This is a genomic window from Metamycoplasma hyosynoviae, assembly GCF_004365165.1.
Classification (GTDB): domain Bacteria; phylum Bacillota_I; class Bacilli_A; order Mycoplasmatales; family Metamycoplasmataceae; genus Metamycoplasma; species Metamycoplasma hyosynoviae.
Genome location: NZ_SOCH01000004.1, coordinates 1 through 26,035 on the forward strand (window position 1 = coordinate 1; position 26,035 = coordinate 26,035).

The following is a 26,035-nucleotide window of genomic DNA, read 5'->3' on the forward strand; positions in this document are numbered from 1 at the left end:
AAAAAAAAAAAAAAACGCTCATTAAAAACAATAAAATGCAAAAAAATACTTAATAAAACTACTTTTTTATGAATCTTAATAAATTAGTAATATAGTATAAAAATAGAAAAACGCAAATTTATGTATTAACAAAAAAGATAATTTATTTATATTGCAATTTAATAATAAATAATAAATTATATTGGGATAAAAAAGTTAGACTCAATTTGTTAAATCTCTCACTATTTGTAAAAAAAGATAGGCCTTTATACCAAATTTTTCCATAAATCTTCATCCTTATATCAATCAATGAATTTCTTAATTATTTTATTTAATTCATTAAAAGTAAATGTTTTAATTTTTTGATAAAATTCAGGAAAATTTCTATAAACTGGGGTATAGTAATGGCCAAACATATCTATATAACTCTTAATTTTTTAATGTAAAATAATTATGGTAATAATGAGAATTTATCTATTCTCATAATAATAAATTGGAAATCAAGGGTTTTAATTTAATATGAAAAAAATAATATTAACCGTAATTGATGGATTAGGGTTAAGAGAAGAAAAACAAGGTAATGGGTATGTACTTGCCAATCATCCTACATTTGATAAATTATTCAAAAATTATCCAAATAGTGTTTTACAAGCATCAGGAAAATATGTAGGACTTCCTGATGGTCAAATTGGAAATAGTGAAGTAGGACATTTAAATATTGGAGCTGGAAGGATAGTTTATACAGGGCTATCATTAATAAATAATGCTATCGAAACAAATACTTTTAAAGATAATGAAGTATTAAAAAATACAATACTTGATTGTAAAAAAACTAATACAACATTACATTTAATGGGTCTTTTAAGTCCTGGCGGAGTGCATTCTATTGACAAACATTTATTTGCAATTTTAGATATGGCAAATGCATTAGGATTAAAAAAAGTTAGTGTTCATATCTTTGGCGATGGTAGGGATGTTAAACCTCAATCAATTTCTGATTCTTTACTTCCATTAAAGGAAATTTTGAAAAAATACAATTACAAACTTTCATCAATTGCTGGCAGATTTTATGCTATGGATAGAGACAAAATATTTGAACGTAATCAACTTGCTTATGATGCTTTAATCGGTAAATCTAAGAACATAATTTCAAATGTTGATGATTATATTGATGAACAATACAAGAAACAGATCTTTGATGAATTCTTTGTTCCTGCACAATTAAAAGATGGTGATTTTATAAAAAATAACGATTCAATAGTTTTCTTCAACTTCCGTCCTGATCGTGCTAGACAATTAAGCCATATGTTTATAGGTTCAAATTTATATGAATACGAACCAAAAGATAAAATAAAAATTAATCACTTTGTTTCTATGATGAAATATGAAGGCATTAACTCAGAAATAGCATTCACTGAAATGTTTGTAAATAATCCATTAGGTGAAGTATTAGAAACAAATAATATCAAACAACTTCGTTTAGCTGAAACTCAAAAATATGCACACGTTACATTTTTTATGGATGGTGGTATTGACAAAGTTTATAATCTAGAAGATAGAATCTTAGTTGATTCAATAAAAGCAGAATCATTTGCAACTTGCCCACAAATGAGTGCAAAAGAAATAACAGATAAACTCCTTGAAAAAATCCAAAATATAGACTTTGTAATTATGAACTATGCTAACCCTGATATGGTAGGTCATACAGGTGATTTAAAAGCAACAATAAAAGCCATTGAATTTCTGGATACACAATTTAAAAGAATATTAGACTATGTTGAAAATAACCCTAATGTAACTTGATTTATAACAGCAGATCATGGAAATGCTGAAATAACTGAAGATGAATTTGGAAAGCCGGCAACTAAACACACTACAAATCCAGTTATGTTTATATCAACCGATAAATCAATTAAATTAAATAATGGAATTTTAGCTGATGTAGCCCCTACTATTTTGAATTATCTAAAAATAGATATTCCGAAAGAAATGACAGGAAAATCTCTTTTAAAATAATTTAATCAAAAATATTTTAGACAGGGATAATGCTAAATTGTTGTTCCTGTTTTTATTTTTTGAAAGTTAAAACAAACTTTAAACTTTGTTAATAATGTTTTTAACATTCTTATTAATATAAATTTTTATAAAAAATGATTATTGTGCTAATATTTAGTATCCAATTTTTAAAGTCATAAATTTACTTTTATGCTTATTAATTTTCAAGAAAGAATTAATTATTATGAAAAAATCTTTTCCTTTAATCTTATCTTCATCTTGTTTATTAACTATTTCACCTCTTATGTTAATTGCTAAAAAATGTGAGAAAGAAGAAAAAAGTTTTTTACTTAAACTTGAAACACATGAAGCAGCAGAATTAATTCAAAAAGAAAACAAAAATGAGAATTTTGTGCTTTTAGATGTAAGAACACAAGGTGAAGTTGATGAGAACTACATTGAGGGTTCTAAAAATATTGATTTCAATAAAAAGGATTTTTCTGAACAACTTGAAAAACTTGATAAAAATAAAAAATATTTGATTTATTGTCGTACAGAAAATAGATCTCAAAAAGCAGCTAAACTTATGAAGGGTTTAGGTTTTAGATACATTTATTGAATGAATGGTGGAATTACTAAATGGCTAAAAGAAAATCGTCCTGTAATTTATCCTCAAAATAAATCATCATTAATGGATTTAAAAATTTCAAGTGTTAAAAACATTTATCAATTAAATGAAAATATAAGCATAAAAATTGAACTTAAAAATCTTGCTAATGAAAGTTCGACTGAAACTCCTATTTCTTCTTCTTATGTTTTAGAACTAAAAGATGAATCAGGCAATTTACTTGAAACTAACACACTTAATGCTGGAAATAAAATTGATTTAAATTTAAGCGAAACTTTCAATTCAATTAAATCATTAGATAAAGATAAATCATATATATTGCACATTTCTTCAAATACAAATAATGAACTTGCTTATGGAACTTATATTTTTCAAATTTCTTCTGATATAAAGCAAGAAAATAGTTTTGAAGACTATAAAAATTTAGGTGCTTTTAATCACATAAATAATAATCCATTCGAAGAAGTTAATCAAGAATTTTTAAAAAAACATTATGGTAAAAATTTACTTCAATACAAAGTTTTAACCAATAAACTTGAAAAAAAACAACTTAGAGAATTAGTAGATTTAAAAAGGAAAACCATTGTAATATTTGCAAGCTCTACATGTTTATCTTGTATGGAATCATTAATAGAATTATCTAAATTTAATCTTTCTAACTTTAATTATTTAAAAATAATGACTTCTATTGATGAGAAAAATCCTAATGTTTCTATTTCAGAAACCGAAGTTGTTTTTGACGAACAAAAAATTAGTGATGAAAAAAATACTGCTTTATATGATGGTATTGATTCAATTTGATTAAAAAGAATGGATTTTAAAACTACACCAAAATTTGTTCTACTTGATGAATTTGGAAAAATAATAAATGTTTCTGAAAACATTCAAAGGGAAATGTTTGGTTCTAAATTTAATGAAATAGTGGAAAAAACATTTTGCGAAAAGCTTCAACTTAAAAATAATGACTCAAATAATCCTTCAAACACAAATAATACCAAACCTGAAGAAGAACCTATTTTTATTGAACCAAATGACAAAAATAGAACATTTGACCAAAGAAAAAAACTAGGACAATTTAATTCAATATCAGATCATCTTGAACTAATAACAAAGAAACTATATGGTAAAAATATCTCTGATTTCCATTTGTTAAATTCAAAAAATGAATCTAAAACCATAGGCGAAGTAATACAACATAAGAATAAGCCAACTGTTTTGATTTTTGGTAGAACTAATTGCGGATATTGTGTTTATGCATTACACCATTTCAAAACTCTTGCACAAAAAAATGAATACAATGTAATTGATGCAATTAATCCCGCTTCTGATTGAAAAGATTTTATTGAGCAAGAACAATTACAAGACATTCAAGACAAGACACTTTTTAGACCAATTAAATCTGATGAATGAAATCAAATCATAACTCACTATCATTATGTTCCACAAATATTTATTCTAGATAAAAACCAAAATATTACTTTCTTTTTAGGTTCAAATTGACAAGGCAATTATGTTAGTTTAATGATAGAAAAAGTAGCAGATACTATATCAGTTCCTATCGCAACTACAAGAGCATACAATTAGTATGTTCTTTTTTTACCTTATAGGTAAAAAAAACATTTTTAAAAAATCTTATAAGTATCATATAGTTTTTAAAATTAAAGTATAATTTAGGAGTGTTTTACACATTTAAATTTAAATAACAATTAAAACAATATCGATATTAAACTTTATATATAAAAATTACTTTAAAGGAGTATTTTAATGCCGATGAATTTAAAAGGTCGTAGTCTAGATTCAGCTTTGAACTTTACTACTGATCAAATTAATTATCTAATTGATCTTGCTATTGACTTGAAAAAAGCTAAATACCAAGGTCTACACGTAAATAGCAGACCATTAACTGGTAAAAACATTGCTATTATGTTCCAAAAAGACTCAACTAGAACACGTTGTGCATTCGAAGTAGCAGCTGCTGATTTAGGTGCAAGCTGTACTTACATAGGACCTGCAGGTTCAAACTTCGGTAAAAAAGAATCTATCGAAGATACTGCTATGGTATTAGGTCAATTCTATGATGGAATTGAATTTAGAGGATTCAAACAAGCTGATGTTGATGCACTTGTAAAATATTCAGGTGTACCTGTATGAAATGGCCTAACCGATGACGAACACCCAACCCAAATGCTAGCTGACTATATGACTATGAAAGAATACCTAGGTGATTTAAAAGGTAAAAAAGTTGTATTTGCTGGTGATATTAAAAACAACGTTGCTCGTTCAATTATGATTGGTGCAGCATTTGTTGGTGCTAATGTAGTTCTATGTGGACCTAAAGCACAACATGATATAGTTAAAAACGGTGCTGGACACAAAGAAGTTTACAAGGCTTGTCAAGAATTATTTAAACGTAATGGTGGATCTGTATCATTTTCAGATGACAAAATTAAAGCTGCTAAAGATGCTGATGTTATCTACACCGACGTTTGAGTATCACTAGGAGAAGATTTTTCACTATTTGACAGTCGTATTAAAGAACTTGGTGATTTCCAAGTAGATATGGCTATGATTAAAGCTGCTAAAGAAAGTGTTATCTTCCTACACTGTCTTCCAGCATTCCACGATGACCATACATTATTCTCAGCACAAATTAAAGCTGATTTAGGTAAAAAATACCCTGTTGTTGCTACTGGTGCTATGGAAGTTACTGATGAAGTATTCCAATCAAAATACAACAAATCAATTGAACAAGCTGGAAACAGAATGCACTCAATTAAAGCTGTTATCCTAGCTACATTAGGCTACTAATATGAGTAGAATTGTTATAGCATTAGGCGGAAACGCCTTAGGTAATAACCCAGAAGAACAAAAAGAATTAGTAAAACTACCAGCAAAAAAAATTGCTGAACTTGTTAAAGCAGGACACGAAGTTATTGTAGGTCATGGTAATGGACCTCAAGTTGGAATGATTTTCAATGGTATGTCAGATGCTTGCAAAGTTAATGTTAAAAGCCCATTAATTCCTCTTCCAGAAGCCGGAGCTATGAGTCAAGGTTACATCGGACTTCATATGGTAAATGCTATTACTAATGCATTTACACAAGAAAAACTAGAAAAAGAAGTTCTATATATTCTTACTCAAACTCTAGTTGATGAAAAAGACAAAGCTTTCCAAAACCCAACAAAACCAATAGGACCATTTTATGCAACTAAAGAAGAAGCTGAAAAAATGAATCCTAACAGTACAATTGTAGAGGATGCTGGTCGTGGTTTTAGAAAAGTTGTTGCTTCACCTTTACCTTTAAACTTTGTTGGAATCAACCAAATTAAAGCAGCAGTTGAAAATGGAGCTACCGTTATAGTTGGTGGTGGTGGTGGTATTCCATCAGTTAAAGACAAAAAAGGTTTTATTACTCCGGTTGATGGTGTTATTGATAAAGACTTTGCTCTTGCAAAAATAGCGTCATTAGTTAAAGCAGATTATTTTGTAGTATTAACAGCAGTAGATAATGTTATGGTTAACTATAAACAACCTAACCAAAAAGCTTTAACTCACACAAATAAAGTTGAATTAGAAAAATACATTCAAGAAAATCAATTTGCTCCTGGAAGTATGTTACCAAAGGTTAAAGCAGCAATTAAATTCGTTGAAGAAGGTGGTAAAGCTTCATTCATCGGAGATCTAAAAGATCTAGAAGCTATTATCGCTGAAAAAACTGGTACAAAAATTACTCTTAAATAAAAACAAAAAAAATAGACTCAGAGATAAAAATTCTAAGTCTATTTTTTTGTTTTAGTATTAGTTATTTTTTGCTAACTTTGGTTTCACTCAATTTTTAATTGACCGTTAATTCCATTAGTACTATCATTTTTTCAATATTGACCTACTCAATAATCACTTCATTCTGTAGGTTTTGATTGAATACCTTTAACTTTTATAATAACATTTGTGATACCGGTTAATTGTATTTGATATAGTTGATTCATATGATCAAAGGGATTATCTAAGATATTATATTTATTATTTGCTTCTGTAAAATACAATATAAATGGTTCTACCTTTTTTACTGTGTTAGGTAAAATAATGTTGACATTTTCGGTCGTCCAATGAAATGCCTGATGTTTTATCTCTTCGAGAGGGCATTCAGAAAAATCTAAAGTAGTATTTTTGAAATTAACAAATGAATTGTTATGTAGAATTCTTAATTGTTTCAAATCTTTGAGATTTTCAATATTATCTGTTGCAATTATTTTTGCTTTTATTTCTTTAGTATTAGTTGGCAAATTAATTTTTTGAGACTTTCCATTCAAACCAAAATCTAAAATATTTGATGAACTATCACTAGAAAAATCAGGAAATGTAATAGTTTCAAGTGAAGTAATATCATTTAATAAAAAACGCATTGGAAATTGGTCAAATTTATGATTAGTCAATTTTATTTCTTTTAATTTTTTCATTCTCTCTAGAATGAAATTTTTTTGTTCATCATGTTTCAATTTTGATAGATGTAAATTGATTTTTTCAATATTTAACCCTGAAAAAGCATTTTTAGAAATTTTTTCATATTGTAATTCATTGTTAAACTCTGTACTTGAATTTTTATTATCAACTACCTTATACAAAATTTTGCTGTCGGCTGATTCTAAAAATGAAAATTCATTTATTGTATTTAATTTTAACTTTTCACCTTCGCTTGATTTTAATAGATTAAATCTAAATGAACCTTTCCCAATTCTTCCGTGATCTGCAGTTATTTCAGTAAAAAAACTGTGAAAGTCATGAATCAAATTGAAATAATATGTAGAATAACTAACATCTTGTGCGTGATAATTTTCACTTTTTTCTATGTAATTACAAAAAGTAGTAAATAATTGTCCTTCAATTGTTTCAACATTATCATACATTTCTAAATATGCAAGTGACGAAGAATCACCATTTATAAGTGAAGTAATTTTCTTAATTGATTTTGGCAATTTTATTGCCGCTATTTTTGCATATTCTTCACCATAATCTGAAGAAATAATTAAATTGCTTACTTCTTGAATACCTTCTTCTAAGACTACTCCATATAATGGAGAACCATTTGAGTATGCTCTATTAACACCACTAAATAATGTACCAACTTTGATTACTTTATATGAACCGATTTTTGCAGGAACTTTATATTGTGATAAATTTTTTCTTTCATTTAAGAAAGCTACTTTATGTCCATTATGTTCAATGATTTCATATGAAAAATCTGCTGTATTATCCGTTGATGTTTTAAAATCACTTATAGTTTTACTATATTCTTGCGAAATTGTATTATTCGTTTTATCTTTTACTTTATAAGTAATTGTGATTTTATCAGCATCAGTTTGTTTCACTTTAATTGAATCTTGAACAAATTCGCAACGTTTGTCAATTATTTTTGTATCAATACTATCAAATTTATCTCAAAATTCATAAGCCATATGATCATCTTTAGTTGATACATCAAATTCAACTTTTTGAGCCAAGTTTTCAATTAATTCTTGTGACATTTTAAACCCAGTAATAGTTTTTGATACTTGTTTAGAATAAATTCCTGGTCTACCTTCTTTTTCTTTAATTCTAAAGTGAACATTAATTGAAACTAAATCACTAAGTTTTTCAATAACAAAAGTACTTAAATCAATTTCGTATTTATTGTTATCAAATGTTTTTCTTAAAATTTGATTTTGATTATTTATATCTGAAATATATTGAGAACTTTTGTTCTCTACATCTAACTCCACTTGATCAATATAAGCATTTAATTCTTCTGGTGTTAAATAATTTTTAAAACCTGTTATTTCAATACTTCTAGAATTAGAGATAATATTGTTTGCATTATCTTTTAATTTAACTATAGCGTCAATTTTCTTAGGATATCCACCTTCGGTTTTAAATTCAGTAAAGATTAATTCATAGTTTGATGGAAGGTTAACGCCTTTATTTTTAGCTATAACTTTTGTTTGAATGGCATCTTGAGGAAATACTGAAGATGCGTCTTCATAAGAAAATGTAAGTTCGTTCAAATATTGTGTCAATTGAGTTGAAGTTTTAGCAAAATCATTAAACTTTACTTCTAAAACATTTGAAGTAAATTTATCATCATCTATTGATTTAACTTTTATTTGATATGAAAAAATTGCCGTCGATTTTTCATCATCGGTTTTTACATCAACATTTACAATTTCATATTGAAGCGCGTCATTATTATCTTGTTTTAGATAAATGTTGAAATATTTAAACTTACCATTTTCATCTTTTTCAGCAACTTCAGAAGCTAGTTTAATATTTCTATTAAAGTTTAAAAATTCTATTTTAACCTTGTCGTTAATTCTATCTTTTTCATTTGCAGAAATTTGACCTAGTTTATCAAGTTCCGCTTTTTCTTTTGGTGGTTTTATATCTCTAAATTCAAAACTTTGATAGTTTGATTGTGCTTTCGTAACTTTGTTACGAATAGCAAACTTAGTACGGAAGGTAGTATAGGGTTTGTCTTTATCAAGTGGTTGTTTATTAACTTCATTTTCTTCAGTTTCGACAATTAACTCATAAAGTTTATTGTTTAATCCGCTAGCAACAAAATCTGCTATATTTTTAATATCGTCTTTAGTTTTAGTATCTTTATCTTTTACATCTATTTTTAAAGATTGTAAAACTTTATCAAGATATGCAACTTTTCTTTGGTTTGAAAAAACCGTGGTAAGTGTTACTATTGAAGAAAGTGCTGTAATTGCCGCTCCTGCTGCCGATCAAATAATAACTTTGTTTTTCGGATTTTGAGTTTTAACTTTATCTTGATTTTGCTTAGGCGATTGTTCTTGTGTGTTTAAATTTTTCTGTTCTTGCTCTTTCATTTAGTTTCCTTAAATTACAAGATTTTTGCAAATGATAAGATTAGAAAAATTAAGTTAATTAAAAATAGGCCCGAAATAACGCCAATAACTGCAAATACTCATTTCGGCATTTTGTATCGAACAGTTGAAATCTTAATTGATTCAGTGGCTTCAAAACCTGTGTTTTTCAAAATTTCAGAAATCTTAGAACTTGCTAAAATTGCTTCTGAATAATATTGGGTTGGTGTACCAATGCCACCAATAGTTTTGATGAAAATTTGTGATTTAGTTTTATCTTGTTCTAGAAAATAATAAACATCAACATCGCTGCCGTTTTCCAAAGTGTTTTCTATCACAATTTTGCCGTTAAAGTTTTCCAACGTTCCTTTAACATCTGATTTTTGAATATCTTTAGCTTTTTTAGTTTTAGCAAGTAGTTCAATTTTTACTTTTAAAGCTAAATCGTCAAGTGTTTGACTAGCAGCGGCTGTTGAAACTTGTTTGATTTCTTCAGTTTTGCCCGCTTGAATTTCTAAAAGTTTGTTTTTCAACAAAAATTCAATATTGGTAGTTTTAATATCAACTTTTAAAGCAATTAATTTATCTAAAAGTTGTTTTGATTTTAAAACGTCTAAAATCCCACAAACTTTATTTTGAAAGTAAAAATAAAGCATAGTTTGTGGCGCTTTAGCGTTTTGCATAACAAATTGTTTTAATGATTCTAATAAGTTTGGCAAGACTACCGGTTTTGCTTGCGCTCCAACTTCAGAGATTAAATAAACAGTTTGTTTTGTTTGTGGATGGATAGTTTGTCTTAATAGAAACTTTTTCTCAGCCATTTTTTCTCCTTGTATTTTACGTAAAAATTCGAGTGAATTTTATTGCAAAACAAAAAAAAAAAAAAACGCCTTAATAAGTGAAAAATAAACAAAAATTTAACTTATTTAAAGCAATTTTTTTGAAGAAGTAAAACAAAAGAAATAGTATTGGACTTAACAAAAGGTTAGACTCAATTTGTCTTATTCTTATAAATCTCTCACAATTCGTGAGGGGTTTTTAAATAATTTTTTTTCAATATTTCTTCATAAATACCTTTATAAATTATTCAAATTTAAAATTAATTTCAAATTTTAAAATTATATTTATAATAACTTATTCTTTTTGATATTATGCTAGATGCAAAATACGTAACTATTATTTAGATATAATATGATTTTTTTAATTTATCCCGAAATTGTAGCAATGCTTTCTTTAATTCTCTAACAACAACACTTAAAAATTTTATTCTAAATATATTTTTGAATGAATAACTAATATAGATTCCTGTCGCAACGTGGAATTTATTCTTATTTAAAAAATCCAAGCGCTCTGCAATTAACTTTATTACTTGTGTCGTGCTTGGACTTATAATTGAACCTAAGCTATTATGCTTAATTTTTAATTTTAAAAATTTATTCTATGAATTATTTCACTTAATTTCCAAACCATTACCATTAGATACACCATTAGGTTGAGATTCGGTTCAGAATTGTCCTGCTCAATATGTATTTCAAGTTTCGGGTTTTTGAGTTTTACCTTTTATTTCAATTGTTATTTTCTTATTAAAATCTAATTGAGCTAATGCCATTTCTGTAGGATTGTCAGAATAAAAGTATTTATAATTTTTATTTTTCTCTTCACCAAAAATTACAAACGGACCAACATGTGAAAGTGTTGAAGGAAGAATTATTTTATTGAAAGCAGGTCATCAGAATGCTTTTCTAGATAATTTATTTAAAATTGTATGAGATAAATCAACAGTTTCAATTTTTAAATCTCCAAATACTTCTTGTGCTTCATTTACATCATCTTTACCAATTTGCTCTAATTTCGTTAATTCATTAAGATTAATTTTTGTTACATTTGCAAAGTTAATAACACTATTGGTAATTTTCTTAACATTTTTAGGAAGTTTAACCTCTTCAACAGCTTTTCAGTTTCTAAATACTTTATCAAATACATTTGCATCAGTATCATTTGGAAAATCTGGTAATTGAAGTTTTTTAATATTATTAAGACCTGCAATTTTTTCAAAATTAAAGTTATAATTTTTGATATTAGTTAAATCAAGTTCTTCTAATGCGTAGTTTGTGAAGTCAAACATATAATGTTCAAAATGATTTATGGTATCAGATTTAAAAGTGAACTTCTTGATTTTATTCCCAGTAAATGCATTTTTAATGAAATTATCATATGAAATAGAAGTATCATAAGTTTCATTTGTTTCTTTATTATCATAGAATTTATATAGTGTTTTATGATCATTAGATTCTAAATAAAACTTATTATCTTCTGTACGTAAATGGATTGTTTTTTCCCCATTAGATGCATTTAATTGTATTCTAAATGAACCTTTTACATTCAATAAATCAGTATAATTACCTTCTGTAGGGAATAATGAAGCGAAGTTTTCTACACCCAAATTGTATTTTGTGTGAGTTTTGTAATGTTTTTTAGCTTGATATGTATCATCTTTACCATAATAGTTACAATAACTTGAAAATAGGTTAGTAATTTCTTGAACATTATCATACATTTCAAGATAATATAAATCAGATGCTTCACCTTCGATTAAAGTGTTAATTTTCTTGATAGTTTTTGGAAGTCTAATTCCAAGTACTTGAGAATATTTATCATCATAAGTGTTGATAATAAGTTTTTCAATTTCTTCAATACCTTCTTCTATATCAACAAAATAGTTTTTACCGAAGTTTTCATTTGAATATAAAGTGTTAATCTTAACTACTTTATAACAACCAATTTTTGCTGGTATTTTAAATACTTCTTTTACTCTACCTGTTAAAACTGCTACTTTATTTCCATTACGTTCAATAACGTCATATGTGAAATTTTGTTCATTATCATTTACAGTTTTAAAGTTATTTATAACTTTAATGCAAGTACTTGACTTTACAGTAGGATGTTTTTTATTTTTAATTTGGTATGTAACAGTTAGCTCATTTGAACTAGTTTGTTTAACAGTAGGAGTTCCTTCAATTTCACAACGTTCATCTAAATTTTGTGTTTGAATTTCACTAAAGTTATCTCAAAATTCATATGCCATTCTGTTTTGTTTGTTAGCAACATCAAATTTAACTTTTTGAGCTAAACTTTCAATTAATTCTTGTGGCATTTTAAAGCCTGTGATTTCTTTTTGATGTTGTGATGAGAAAATATCAGATCTACCAGTTTTATCTTTGATTCTAAATGAAACTTTAATTGATACCAAATCAGCGGGATGTGATATTTCAACACTACCAGGATCTATTTCGAAATTTGCATCTATAGTTTGTTTCAAATGTGAAAGTTGAGTAACTTGTGTTGCTTCTTTTGATTCAACACCATCGACTGCAATTACATTAGTTTGATTTAAATATGCATCTAATTCTGATTGAATTGCATAATGTTTAAAATTAGTTATCTTATAAGTTTTTTGTTCTGATTCAAATTGAGTTTTCTTATCTTTAATTTTAAATGAAACTATAGCATTAGTTCTTTTTGTAGAATCTGCTTCATCTTCTTGAATTAATTCATCGCCAACATAAACAACTTCTAAATTATTGCTATTAGCTTGTGATAAAAGTGTATTTGTTAAATTAGTTTTCTTTAAACTACTTGCAAAAGTGCTTTCTTTATCAGTGTAGTCAAAAGTTATACCATTAGCTGCATTTTCAACTGCTTTTTTGTAATCAAAAAAGCCGGCTATTTCAAATTCGATAGCTTTAGAAGATTCTTTTGTGTTTTTGTCAACTATTTTTAGCTTAGTTTTAATCTTGTCTTCTAATTTTTCAAATGTTTCAAATTCAAATTCATAGTTTGAATTTATTGTTGTTCCTTCAATAATACCTTCTTTGTTGGCATCTTGAATATAAGTAGAACCTACATTTTTATAATTAACATTCAAACCTTTTAAATAATCAGTTAATTTAGTTGAAGGAATAGCAAAGTCATTGAATTTGATTTCTAATTTATCAGAAATAAATTTTTCATCATCAACTGATTTAACTTTTAGTTGATAAGAAATCACTGCTTCAGCTTCATCATCATTAGTTGTAACATCAATATTTACAACTTCATATTGTAGGGGATCTTCACTATCTTGTCTAGGGAAAATATTAAAGTATTTGAATTTACCATTTTCTTTTTTAGCTATTTCCGAAGCTAAGAATTTACCACGGTTGAAATTAAAATCAAATGTAATTTGAACCTTATCATTAAATCTATCTTCTTCTTTTTCACTAATTTGACCAAGTTTGTTAAGTTCAACTTTTTCTTTCGGAGGTTTTATGTTTCTAAATTCAAATGCACGATAATTTGATTGTGCTTTAGTAAATTTATTACGAATAGCAAACTTTGTACGGAAGGTAGTGTAAGGCTTATCTTTATCAAGTGGTTGCTTATTAACTTGATCTTCTTCAGTTTCTACAATAAGTTCATAAAGTTTAGTATTTAATCCAGATGAAACAAAGTCAGTTATTGTTTTAATATCATCTTTAGTTTTTCCATCTTTATCTTTTACATCAATTTTAATTGACTGTAAAACTTTGTCAAGAAAAGAAACTTTTCTTTGATTTGAAAAAACTGTTGTTATTGATACTACTGAAGATAATGCTGCAGCAGCTGCACCTGCAGCTGATCACACTATAACTTTGTTTTTAGGATTTTGAGTTTTTACTTTACCTTGATTTTGTTGCAAAGGTTCTTGAGTATTTAAATTTTTCTGTTCTTGCTCTTTCATAAGTTAGTGCCTTTACAAAATTTTTGCAAATGATAAGATTAGAAAAATTAAATTAATTAAAAACAAGCCTGAAATTACACCAATAACTGCAAATACTCATTTTGGCATTTTGTATCTAACAGTTGAGATTTTGATAGATTCAGTTGCTTCAAAACCTGTGTTTTTAAGAATTTCAGAAATTTTAGAACTTGCTAAAATTGCTTCTGAATAGTATTGAGTAGGTGTGCCAATACCGCCAATGGTTTTAATAAAGATTTGTGATTTTGCTTTGTCTTGTTCTAGGAAATAATAAACGTCAACATCACTACCATTTTCTAAAACATTTTCAATCACAATTTTTCCGTTAAAATTTTCAAGTGATACTTTAACATCTGATTTTTGAATGTCTTTGGCTTTTTTAGATTTAGCAAGTAATTCAATTTTTACTTTTAATGCTAAATCGTCAAGTGTTTGAGCAGCGGCTGCTGAAGTAACTTGTTTGATTTCTTCAGTTTTACCTGCTTGAATTTCTAGGAGTTTATTTTTTAATAGAAATTCAATGTTTGTAGTTTTAACATCAACTTTTAATGCTACTAATTTATCTAAAAGTTGTTTTGATTTTAAAACATCTAAAATCCCACAAACTTTGTTTTGGAAGTAAAAATACAACATTGTTTGTGGGATTTTTGCGTTTTGCATAACAAATTGTTTTAACGATTCTAGTAAGTTTGGCAAGACTACCGGTTTTGCTTGCACTCCAACTTCAGAGATTAAATAAATAGTTTGTTTTGTTTGTGGATGGATAGTTTCTCTTAATAGAAACTTTTTCTCAGCCATTTTTTTCTCCTTTGATTGTGAATTTTTACGTAAAATTCTTTTGAATTGTATTGCAAAACAAAAAAAAAAAAAAAATGGTCTTTCAAATCACATAGAGGCAAAAATTATCCTTATTCAAAGGAAAATTTGTGAAATTAATGAATTTTTATAATGGTTTCAAGGAATGTGAAAAACTAATATTAGTAAAACATTTTTAGTAAATAAAAATAAGGTTTGCAAAGATTTTGCATTTATAATATAATTTAAAATAATTAAATTAATTACCAATAAATGGATAAATAATGGAAAATAAAAAATTAAATGATGTAGTTATCTTTGGAATGGATAATTCAATTCAATTAGCCAAAAGAATAGGTAAATACATCAAAACAAATGTAGAAGAAGTTGAAAAAATTACATTTGCTGATGGTGAAAATTTACTATTTTCAGATATCACCGTAAGAAATAAAAGTGTATTTGTAATTTGTAACACAGCAAAACCCGTAAATGAAAATTTAATGCAACTTTTAATATTTATAGATTCACTTAAAAGAGCTAGCGCTAAACACATAAATGTAGTTATTACATATTATGGATATGCTAGACAAGATAGAAAAGCAGCAGGAAGACAACCAATTACTGCAAAATTAGTTGCTGATTTGCTTGAAAAAGCAGGATGTACTAAAATAATTGCAATTGATTTACATAACCCATCAATTCAAGGTTTTTTCAACATTCCTGTTGATGATTTGCGTGGACAATTCATTTTTGCAAATGAATTAAGAAGTAGAAAAAACGATTTTGTTATAGTTTCACCAGATCATGGTGGTGCCGTACGTGCAAGACAACTATCAGAACTTCTAAATAATGGCGAACAAATTGCTATTATTGATAAAAGAAGAACTGCACCTAATGTATCTGAAATAATGGGAGTATTAGGAAATGTTAAGGATAAAAATGTAGTTATATTTGATGACATCATCGACACTGGTGGAACAATAATTAATGCTACAAGAGCATTAAAAGAAAAGGGTGCAAAAAAAATTATTGTAGCTGCTACTCATGGTCTTTTTTCAAAAGGTTTTGAAATGTTTGAAAATGAACCTGTTATTGACGAAGTTATTATCACAGATTCAACTAATAAAGAAGATTTAAAACATTTTAAAAAATTGAAAATTTTATCACTTGCAGAATTTTTAAGTATGGTTATTGAAGCTAATATTAACAAAACTTCAATAACAGAAGTTTATGATGCTTACGGAAACACAAACAAATAGTTTGGTTGATAAGTATTTGCCAAATACCAGTAGTTTAATTAAGCAAAATTTATATAAATACTACACTTTAATTGAAGAAGAAAATCAAAAATATAATCTCACCGGATTTTATAATGAAAAATTATTTTGTGAGGGTATTATAGAATCTATTTTGGTATTCAAAGAAATTGAAACTAAAATATGCATCCTTTCAAGCAAAAACATTTTAGATATAGGTTCAGGTGTAGGATTTCCCTCGATTCCTTATTTTATATATTCAAACTTTAACTTTAATTTATTTATCCATGAGCCATTAGGTAAAAGATGTAATTTTTTACAACTTGTTAAAGAAAAATTGAATATAAAAAATTTGGTAATTGAAAACATTAGAACTGAAAGTTCTAATGAAAAAGAAAAGTTTGATTTTATTACAGCACGTGCTGTAAGTGAATTAAAAAATCTAATTGAAATATCGCATCATATTGGCAATTTAAATAGTGTATTTTGTTTTATTAAATCAAATAATTATTTAAATGAAATAAATAATGCTAGTTGAATAATAAAAGAGCTTGATGTTAAACTAGAAACATTAAAATTAGAGCCATTTTTTACCATTTCTAATAATTTAATTTATTATCATAAAACCAATCCTACTCCAAAGAATTTTCCTAGAGATTGAGCTAAAATAATTAAATCTTAATTCATAAAATTAAAAAATCTTGTTTGAATTTAATTTATAAAACAACAAGATTTTTTAATTATTGAAATTATTGAAATTATTGAAATGTAGTTTATTTTTGAGATGCTTTTATGATGCGGTGTTTTTCAATAGCTAGCAAAATAACTTTGTGAATTTGGTAGATTGGAATTAATAGCAGTGGTAAACACAAGCCATAAATTAAAAGATGTGGAGTTGTAGTTAGATCTTCGGTAATTTTGAAAACTATGGCAATTTGTTTTATGAAAGATACGATGAATAAAAAGCCTAGGCTAATAAATACTGATAAATAAATTTTTCAATAAAATAGTGGATTTGAAACAATAAATGGTTTTTTACTCATTAAATTAATTGCATTAAATGTAGCAGAAATACCTAGAATTAAAAATGCACAAGTAGATCCATATTCAACAAATTTATGAGCTGTAGAAGCATCTTTTAAAGCATAGTAGGCTCCAAGGTAATATCCAACTAGTGATAAAATCCCTATTAAAATGCCTTGTCAAAGTGTATTAATGCCCATTTTATTTGCAAATATTGATTCATCTTTGGATATAGGTTTGCTTTTCATATAGTTTTCTTTAGATTCTTGAAGGCCTAAAGCAATTGCGGGAAAACCATGGGTAAATAAGTTAATTCATAATAGTTGAGTTGCTCCTAATATATAGAAGTTAAAAGAACTATTTTTTTGAATTTGCTCATTTATTTGTGTGTTGAATACTGCTTTAAATATAATTAGTCCAAAGAACACTAAAATAATTTCAGCAATTGAAGTTATTAAAAGGTTTTGGATTACATTTTTAATCTTTTGGTAAATAGAACGCCCATTTTCAACAGCTGAAACAATTGTTGAAAAATTGTCATCTACTAATATCATATCAGCTGCTTGTTTTGAAGCTTCTGTGCCAGTTATTCCCATAGCACATCCAATTTCAGCTGCTTTTAGTGCGGGGGCGTCATTTACACCATCACCAGTCATAGCAACAACTTGGTTTTTAGCTTGTCAAGCATGAACTATACGAAGTTTATCTTCAGGGGCTACACGAGCATAAACTGAATATTTTTCAATATTTTGAATTAATTCTTCATCACTTATTTTCATAAGTTCTTGTCCAGACATAGCAACATCACCTTCTAAGTATATACCAAGTTCTTTAGCAATTGCAATAGCAGTGTTAATACTATCTCCTGTAATCATAATAGGTTTAATATTGGCTGCTTTACAAATTTCAATTGCATCTTTTGAACTTTGTCTAGGAGGATCTATCATTGCAAGCATACCCACAAATTGAAGTGTACTTTCAAGAGCAAGTACTTGTTCAGATTCAGATAATTTATTTAAGTTTTTTAAAGAAGTGTCGCTTATTTTTTTAATAGCAAGAGCAAGAACACGATAAGTTTTATCAGATCAGTCTTCAATTTGTTGCTTCATTTGCTTAAATTGTGTGTCATTTAAATTATTACATTTTGATAATAAAATGTCAGGCGCACCTTTTACAATAACAACATTTTCACCTTCAATTTTGTTAATTGAAGTCATTAATTTTCTATCACTATCAAAAGGTAGAGTGAAAAGTCTTGGAAATTTTGTGTCTAATTCTAATTTGGTTTTAATATCTGAATTTTTTTCAAGAGCATATAAAAGTGCAATTTCGGTAGGATCGCCTGTTTCTTTATAAAATGCTATGTTGTTAGAATCTAATTCTTTAACAATATTAGCTTCCGAACAAAGTGAGGCATATTGAAACAAGTTTAATAAATTTGAAGTAGTTGAAACTGATTTGTAGATATATTTAGAATCTAAAGAGTAATGATCTACAACAGTCATTTTGTTTTCAGTCAATGTTCCTGTTTTATCTGAACAAATAATCGAACAAGATCCAAGTGTTTCAACAGACATAAGATTTTTGATGATGGCTTTTTTTTGAGCCATTTTTTGCACACCAATTGCAAGAATTATGGAAGTAAAGGCAACAAGTCCTTCTGGAATAGCAGCAACTGCCAGTGAAACACCATTAATAAAGGTTGTGCTTCAGAATAAAACGTTGTTGAATTTACCTTTGCTGATTACGTGGAAAATAATTTGAACTAATACACTTAATAAAAATAGTACAATTCCTGAAATAGCAAATATTTTACCTAACTTAGTAATTTTACGTTGCAATGGAGTAAGTGATTGCTTTTGCATACTTACTAGATTAGAAATTTTACCAATTTCACTATCAATACCAGTTTTAGTTACTATATAAGTAGCATTTCCAGAAGATACTATCGAAGATGAAAAAAGAGCAAATTTTTGTTCAGCAATAGGAAGTGATTCATCTTTTAGTTCAGAGAAATGCTTTTCTACAGCTTCAGATTCACCTGTTAATGAGCTTTCAATTACATTTAAGTTTTTTGAAGAAAGAATGTAGCCATCTGCTGGAACTATGTCACCTGTATCTAAAAAGATTATATCTCCAACTACAATTTCATCAGATGGAAGAGTAATTAATTGTCCATTTCTTTTAACTTTAGCATTTGGTGAATTTAATTTTCGTAAAGCATTTATAGCTTTTTCACTTTTTATTTCTTGAACCGCACCAATAAAAGAGTTAATGAGAATAACTATTAATATAATAGTGGGTTCAATAAAACTAACAGTTAGTTCAATTGATTTAACTCAATTAATTTGGCTAGCAGATACAATTGCCATAATATAAGAAAGTAAAGTAGAAAAAAGCAAAATTAAAACAAGTAAGTCTTTAAATTGTTCTAAATAAACTAATAAAGGATTTTTCTTTTTGGCTTCACGTAATGTGTTTTTACCAAAAAGTTTTTGACGTTTATTTACTTCTTCATCAGTTAGTCCAGTGTTAATGTTTGTATTAATATATTGCTTATAATCAGGTTTTGATTGAATATCTACATTATTATTTTTATTTATCATTTTCTAGCCTTATTTTGTTAATTAAATTTTATATTATTTGGTTTTTATATTTAACAATATAAGAAAAATTTATGAAAGTAAAAACTTTATTGGATTTTGATATTAAGCAAAATCTAATTAAAAGTCATTTCCTTCATTTAATCTTGTAATAAATTCTTCAAAAGAATAAGGTTTTTTTAATGATTTTCGGTTAAAAAAATCAATTAAATCATTTTTGATTCTATCACGTAATATATTTGATTTATTATCAAATGGTTCTTCAAACATTTTAATTGTTTGAGGAGATGCTTTAAAAGCTTCTATAGTTTGAGTGTAATTATAACTAATAGGATCTAATTCAGAAATTTTGCTTGCTTTAAATTCTGAAATAAATTCTTTTGAAGGAAATACATAATTGCAAGCAAAAGCATAATATTCTATAGGTGTTAAGTTTTTTAGTGCAATAATATGTATTTTAGGACTTTTATCTTCATCTACTGTTTTATAAATTAATTGCCAGTTTTGACGATTTTTTATGTCATAAAGTCAATTAACAAACTTTTTAATCTTTTTGTTTTTTTCAGGTGAATGTGATATTCCCATAATATTAAGGCCTTGATTTAAAAAAGAAGATTTAGTTTGTTCTGCTTTATTTTTCATTGGAGATTGCATATAAAGGAAATCTTTTTCAGTTAAAAGTTTGTTATATTGTTTAATTCATTCAAATGAACTATGTGATGAAATTAAAGAAAATATTGTGTCATAAAAAGCAGGCGGAACTGTCAAAGGCATCTTTTTTTGAATGTGGAGTGCTGAATTAAATGAAGCCTGAGTTTCAATACCATAAACTTCTTTCAAGCTATTGTATGAACTAGATCCTTTTTCAAATATTGGCTTGTAATTTAAATAAGGAGATGTTGTTGTTCTTGGTTTTACAAAATATTCATCATAATCACAACCCGCATTATTAAATTGCATTTGAAAAAGAAGGTTGGGAATGTGGTGGTTATATAATAGTCTTTTAGGTTCTTTTTGTTCTTTATTATTCAAAATAGCAGCTATTTCATTTGAAAAAGCAAACATATCATAGTAGTTTAAAAGAATACTGTCTGAATATTCCAGTTTTGTATTTTTTAAAGCTTCTAAATTTAAAACATTAGCAAAATTTCAGGCTTTATCAATTTCGCTTTTTTTATGGTCATTTGCATTTTTATAATGCTCTATAATCTCTAAAAGTCTGGTTTTCTCTCCTATAGGAGAAAGAAGTTTTTTGGTTGGAAATTTTTGGTCAATAATTTCTTGAATTTTTGTTAGTACATAACCTAATGTAATTTTATTTACTATTAATGAATCGGTGCTAATGCCGGCTGGCAAAATACCGATGGTAGAACTAGCGAATGCGCGTTTATTAACTTCTAAAAATTCAGGGTAAATGCCAGAAGTTGAAATTTCAGTTGAAAAATCTAAAAGACGGTTGTAATAATTAATGGCAAATGCTAGTGATGGATAGTGAATAACAAGATCAGAAACATAAGGATCATCTACTCGAAGTGAAAGGTTAGTTTGGTTATATACATTATTTCGATTAGCCATAGTTACTAATTTAACTTCAGTAAAATTAGGAGATTTCTTTTGTTCGGAATTATATTTAGAAGCTAAAACTTCAAATTGTTTGTAGCGAGCATCTTCGATGTGGAATGGAATTAAAACTTCAATGTGTTTATTTTCACATTTTTTTGCAATTAAAGGTGTAGTTATAAATGGAGTAACTAAAGCTAGCAAAAAAAGTTTTTTCTTTAGTTGCATTTAATTCCTTTCATTAGATTTTAGGTTGTTAATTAATTTTATAAGAAAAAAATGGCAAATGGTTAGTTTGCCACTTTTTTATCAATAATAATTGGTTTAAGATTATTAATAATGTAATTATTTAATAACAAGTCCGGTAGCATTAAGAATGTAAATTATAAATGTTATAAGAATAGCTAGTAGGAAAGCTCCAAAAACAGAAAATACAATTATTTTTTTAATTTTAGCTTTACGCATAAATTTTTGTGCAGTTTTTAAATCAAATTCATTATCAATAATTTTGTTTTTCTCCGAATTTTATTTCTATCCTTTTGTAGCTCTACCTTGACGAGATATAGCATCCATAATTTTCTTACGCATTGAGAAGTATACAATAAACATAGGTAGCAATGCTAGAACAGTAGCAGCCATTCTGACAGGAAGTGTTATTCTAGGTTCGCTTGAACCATCAATTTCAACTTTACCTGTTTCTGCTAATCATATGTTAATAACTGTATAAGTACCTGGTGTTGATTTACCTAGAATTAGAAGCGCTCATGTATATGAGTTTCATGAAGTAAGTCCTGTTAAAATTGCAACAGTTCAAGTTGTTGATTTAACCAAAGGCATTGCAATTTTAGTAAAGAATTTAACTCCACCAGCACCATCAATTAGAGACGATTCTTTAACTGAATCAGGAATAGCTTCAAATGCATTCCGATACATAAACCCTGAAAATACCGAAGCAATGAAAGGTACAATAATACCAAATACTCTCGCAGAAAATCCACTATGCAAATTTAATTTAACAATAATTTGGTATTGTCCTGACATAAGTGCTACTTCTGGAAGCACCAATAATGATAGAAATAGCACTCATGAAACTGATTTGAATTTTCATTTTTTAATTGCAAATGCATATCCAAAGGTCATTGAAAAAGCAATTCTTAATACCACAGAAAAAGAGGTGATAATAGCAGTGAATACTATTGCTTTAAAATATCCTTCTTCCATTGCATATTTTAAGTTTTCTCAGTGTCATTCAAAGGTTTTTAGAAGTCCTGAATTATCATATTTTCTTGGATATCATAAGAAAACATCAGGTTTGTTAATTCATTCTTTGTCAACTAGGGCCTGACTTAACATAAAGTAGAATGGGAAAACAATCATTATCCCAAAAAATGTCAATATAAATATTTTAAATGTTCAAGTAAGAATAATAGAAGCTGGGTTTGAGACCTCAATAGGTCTCATCATTTCTTCTTGTCTAGACTTTAAAGTACGTTTTTGATTCCAGTGACGAAGTTTCAATCTTCCGAGCAACATTTTTTTCTCCTAATTTTATTGACATTTTGTAAATTACAGTAACTAATCTTCTTAATGAAAATGACAACGTAACACCAATAACGAATAGAATAACAGAAGCAGCTCCTGCTACACCATAAATTGAATTTGAAGTGTAGTAGTAAACCAATAGCATTAGAGTTGAAGCACCATTACTTAATGCATCATCAGCACTATTACTATATAGAGCTAGTGGGAATACTTTAATTCCATTAATTAACCCAATAGTAATTAGAAATGATATTGTTCTTTTAATAGAAGGAAGAGTAATTGTAAAGAATTGTCTACGTTTACTTGCTCCATCAATAGCAGCTGATTTATATAGTTGTTGATCAACTGATAACATTGCTGTTGTAAGAATAAGAATTTGGAAAGCTAGATTTCCCCATACTCCTCTAATCAAAAGAACGATGAATGGATTTCACGACATGGTTTCACCACTGTATAGAAATCTTACGTCTTCACTTACTAATTTTAATTTCTTTAGAACAATATTAATAAGTCCAGAAACTTTCATTAATCCACCAGTTCCACCAGCATTTGCGAACATAAATGCAAATGACATAGATACAGCTACTGCTGATGTAACATAAGGCAAGAAGAATACAGTTTGTCAAAAACTTCTAGCTCATCTTTTTACAACTGTTGTTATTGCAACACTAATAATAATTGAAATTGATAAACTCAATGGAAGTGCTAGTAGTGAATACAATATTGAGTTATAAATTGCTCTAGTAAAACGAGGAGTTCTTAAAAGATTCGTAAAGTTTTCGTGTGTTAATTCTATTCCACCATATTCAGTTGTAACTACTGAATTGATTATAACTAATAAGAATGGTATTAATACAAACATCATCATCAAAATAAATGATGGAAGTATTAAAAGCATTGGCTTTCAAAATGGTGTTTTTTGGTTAAGTATTGTTAGCGAATCACCGATGTTTTTAACTCTATATTTTTTTATAAAATAAAGGTTTTTCATTCTAGTTAACTCTTTCAGTTGTTTCTGGGTCAAATAGATGAATATCAGTGATATCTTTTATTGATAATTTAATTTTTTCGCCAAGGTCATAGTGATGTTTTTTGGTTAGATAAACGTTTGCAAGCATATTTATGTTTTCAATAAATAATTGTGCTTGGATTTCTTTACCAAGATATTCAACTACCTTGACAATTCCGGTGAAGTTTCCGGTTGATGATTCTTTGAATGATTCTCCACGTAATCCGACATGAATTAATGACTTGGTATAGTCTTTAGGAACATCAGCTATTTCAATTCCATCTACAACAATTTTTTTAGCTTTTATTTGTGCTTCAAAAATAGTCATTTCAGGCATACCTAAGAATTTAGCAACAAATTCATTTTTTGGAGTTCTGTAAAGTTCCATAGGAGAACCTATTTGTTGTACTTTAGCAGTTGACATACATACGATTTTGTCACTAATTGACATAGCTTCTTCTTGATCGTGGGTAACAAAAACTGTTGTTATACCAAGCTCTTGTTGAATGGCTCTTATTCACTTACGAGTTGAAATACGTAATTTCGCATCTAAGTTAGACAATGGTTCGTCTAACAATAAAATTTTTGGTTTTTTAACAATAGCACGGGCAATAGCCACACGTTGTTGTTGTCCTCCTGAAAGTTGAGTTGGACGTTTACTTAAGTTTTTGGTAATGTCAACTCTTTTAGCAACTTCAAGAATGTCTTTAACCATAGCTTGTTCTATAGTAAGTACATCTTTAGAAAGCACTTCAATTTCAGATTGTAAATCAGAAGGCAATAGATTTATTAAATTATTAACTTTTTTATTAAATGATCCACGAAGGATGTTGTTAGCAGTGAATATTTCATCGAATACTTTTAATAAAGTTTCTTTATATTCTAAACTAGTTCTTTTTTCAGTTTCTTTTAATCTAATCTTTAAGTTTTTAATATCTTCATTTAGTGAACTTTGTTTTTTAGCAGCATAAGCTATTTTATATTCTTTAGCAGCTTCAATAATATTGTTTTGACAAACTTGCTTTAATGATTGATATTCAACTTCATATTTATCTAAAACTTGTTTGATTTTAGCTTTTAGACTTGCTTTTTCTTCTTTAATTAAAGCACTAAATTTAGCTTTAACTTCTTTTATTTTAGCAGTTTCATTAGCAAAATCTTGTTGTTTTGAACGTAGAATATCAATTTGTCTTAATAATTTACCAATTTCTTCTTTTTGTTCAAATAGTAGTTTTGATTTAACACCAAAAGAGTCTCTTTTTAGATGTTTAACTTCTTTTAAAGCGGCTTTGGAAAGGTTGGTAAGTTTTGCGATTTTAGTAGTTTTTGCTAAATTAAGTTTATTAAGTTGTTGTTCACAAATGTCAGATAGTTGTGATTGAAGTTCAACAATATGTTTTCTAGTTTCTTTAGGATTGTCGATACTGTAATAACATTTTGTTTCAATATCTTTACGAATTTCTTCACTCACATTGTAATGTTTAAAAATTAAATCAAAGATTTTTTGTTCTGCTAACTTTGTTTTTTCTCTTGTTTCTTGTTTTCAATGTTCATCATTAGTTAATGGATATGCAATATTTTCATATACTGTCATATGAGGATATAAAGCATAGTTTTGAAAAACAAGACCAAGTTCTCTTTGTTGAGGAGAATATTTTGTAACATCTATTCCAGAGAAAAAGATTTTTCCGCTAGTAGGTCTCAGTAATCCAGAAATAGCATTTAAAGTTGTAGTTTTTCCAGATCCTGAAGGACCAAGTAGTGTTACGAGTTCTCCTTTTTGAATTTGAAATGAAGCATTATCCACGGCAACTGCATCACCAAAGTCAATTACCAAATCTTTTATTTCAATGGCAGGCACGCTCTTTGACTTTTCGTAACGCATTTTTGAAAAACCATGAATTTCTTCTTGATCCAAATCCATTCTATTTTTCTTGTTTTTTTCAGTCATATTATTAATTTATTTATCTCTTTTTTTAAATTTCAAAATCAATTAGCAATTAA

Annotated in this window: 15 protein-coding genes; 6 read left to right on the forward strand and 9 right to left on the reverse strand. The window is 27.4% G+C overall.

The features are described from left to right. Positions 1-498: 498 nt before the first annotated feature. The 4 genes from gpmI to arcC all read left to right on the forward strand — a co-directional run bounded on the left by gpmI (position 499) and on the right by arcC (position 6,344). Entirely contained in the window at positions 499-1,995 is a 1,497-nt protein-coding gene (gpmI, locus tag JN03_RS02130; RefSeq protein ID WP_036440054.1) for a 2,3-bisphosphoglycerate-independent phosphoglycerate mutase, read from the forward strand. A 223-nt stretch (positions 1,996-2,218) separates the two neighbouring features. Beyond that, positions 2,219-4,186, forward strand: coding sequence for a rhodanese-like domain-containing protein (locus tag JN03_RS09390; RefSeq protein WP_134076627.1), 1,968 nt, complete (start codon positions 2,219-2,221; stop codon positions 4,184-4,186). A 180-nt stretch (positions 4,187-4,366) separates the two neighbouring features. Further along, positions 4,367-5,410 carry an ornithine carbamoyltransferase gene (gene argF, locus JN03_RS09395; protein WP_119863768.1) on the forward strand — a complete coding sequence of 348 codons (1,044 nt, stop codon included), beginning with the start codon at positions 4,367-4,369 and terminating at the stop codon, positions 5,408-5,410. Between the two features lies 1 nt (position 5,411). Further along, complete coding sequence (gene arcC / locus JN03_RS02145) at positions 5,412-6,344, forward strand: carbamate kinase (protein ID WP_134076628.1); 933 nt, start codon at positions 5,412-5,414, stop codon at positions 6,342-6,344. A gap of 71 nt (positions 6,345-6,415) precedes the next feature. Here arcC and JN03_RS09400 read toward each other — a convergent pair whose 3' ends face one another. From JN03_RS09400 to JN03_RS02165, 4 genes are all read right to left on the reverse strand, one after another. Continuing rightward, a complete protein-coding gene (locus JN03_RS09400) occupies positions 6,416-9,469 on the reverse strand; it encodes a leucine-rich repeat protein (RefSeq protein ID WP_134076629.1) in 3,054 nt (1,017 codons plus the stop codon). A gap of 14 nt (positions 9,470-9,483) precedes the next feature. Beyond that, on the reverse strand, positions 9,484-10,287 hold the full coding sequence (locus tag JN03_RS02155; protein ID WP_134076630.1) for a hypothetical protein: 804 nt from the start codon (positions 10,285-10,287) through the stop codon (positions 9,484-9,486). Positions 10,288-10,904: 617 nt separating this feature from the next. Further along, a complete protein-coding gene (locus tag JN03_RS09405) occupies positions 10,905-14,225 on the reverse strand; it encodes a hypothetical protein (protein ID WP_134076631.1) in 3,321 nt (1,106 codons plus the stop codon). Positions 14,226-14,237: 12 nt separating this feature from the next. Next, positions 14,238-15,041: a hypothetical protein gene (locus JN03_RS02165; protein ID WP_134076632.1), complete on the reverse strand. Its 804-nt coding sequence runs from the start codon at positions 15,039-15,041 to the stop codon at positions 14,238-14,240. A gap of 281 nt (positions 15,042-15,322) precedes the next feature. Between JN03_RS02165 and JN03_RS02170 the strand changes: the two genes are divergently transcribed. Together JN03_RS02170 and rsmG are read left to right on the forward strand one after the other, a co-directional pair. Further along, a complete protein-coding gene (locus JN03_RS02170; protein ID WP_134076633.1) occupies positions 15,323-16,297 on the forward strand; it encodes a ribose-phosphate pyrophosphokinase in 975 nt (324 codons plus the stop codon). Then, positions 16,269-16,976, forward strand: a complete 708-nt coding sequence (gene rsmG / locus JN03_RS02175) for a 16S rRNA (guanine(527)-N(7))-methyltransferase RsmG (protein WP_235187912.1) — start codon at positions 16,269-16,271, stop codon at positions 16,974-16,976. Before JN03_RS02170 ends, rsmG begins: the two co-directional genes overlap by 29 nt. A 91-nt stretch (positions 16,977-17,067) precedes the next feature. On the opposite strand, the gene JN03_RS09410 is transcribed toward rsmG, so the two are convergent. The 5 genes from JN03_RS09410 to JN03_RS09430 all read right to left on the reverse strand — a co-directional run bounded on the left by JN03_RS09410 (position 17,068) and on the right by JN03_RS09430 (position 25,982). Continuing rightward, positions 17,068-19,923 carry a cation-translocating P-type ATPase gene (locus JN03_RS09410; RefSeq protein WP_134076634.1) on the reverse strand — a complete coding sequence of 952 codons (2,856 nt, stop codon included), beginning with the start codon at positions 19,921-19,923 and terminating at the stop codon, positions 17,068-17,070. Positions 19,924-20,040: 117 nt separating this feature from the next. After that, on the reverse strand, positions 20,041-21,708 hold the full coding sequence (locus JN03_RS09415) for a P80 family lipoprotein (protein ID WP_134076635.1): 1,668 nt from the start codon (positions 21,706-21,708) through the stop codon (positions 20,041-20,043). 303 nt (positions 21,709-22,011) lie between these two features. Beyond that, positions 22,012-23,013, reverse strand: coding sequence for a carbohydrate ABC transporter permease (locus tag JN03_RS09420; RefSeq protein ID WP_036440654.1), 1,002 nt, complete (start codon positions 23,011-23,013; stop codon positions 22,012-22,014). Continuing rightward, positions 22,955-24,013 carry a carbohydrate ABC transporter permease gene (locus JN03_RS09425; RefSeq protein WP_036440649.1) on the reverse strand — a complete coding sequence of 353 codons (1,059 nt, stop codon included), beginning with the start codon at positions 24,011-24,013 and terminating at the stop codon, positions 22,955-22,957. Before JN03_RS09425 ends, JN03_RS09420 begins: the two co-directional genes overlap by 59 nt. A gap of 1 nt (position 24,014) precedes the next feature. Continuing rightward, positions 24,015-25,982 (reverse strand): ATP-binding cassette domain-containing protein, encoded by a 1,968-nt coding sequence (locus tag JN03_RS09430; RefSeq protein WP_036440645.1) that lies wholly within the window; start codon positions 25,980-25,982, stop codon positions 24,015-24,017. Positions 25,983-26,035 lie beyond the last annotated feature (53 nt).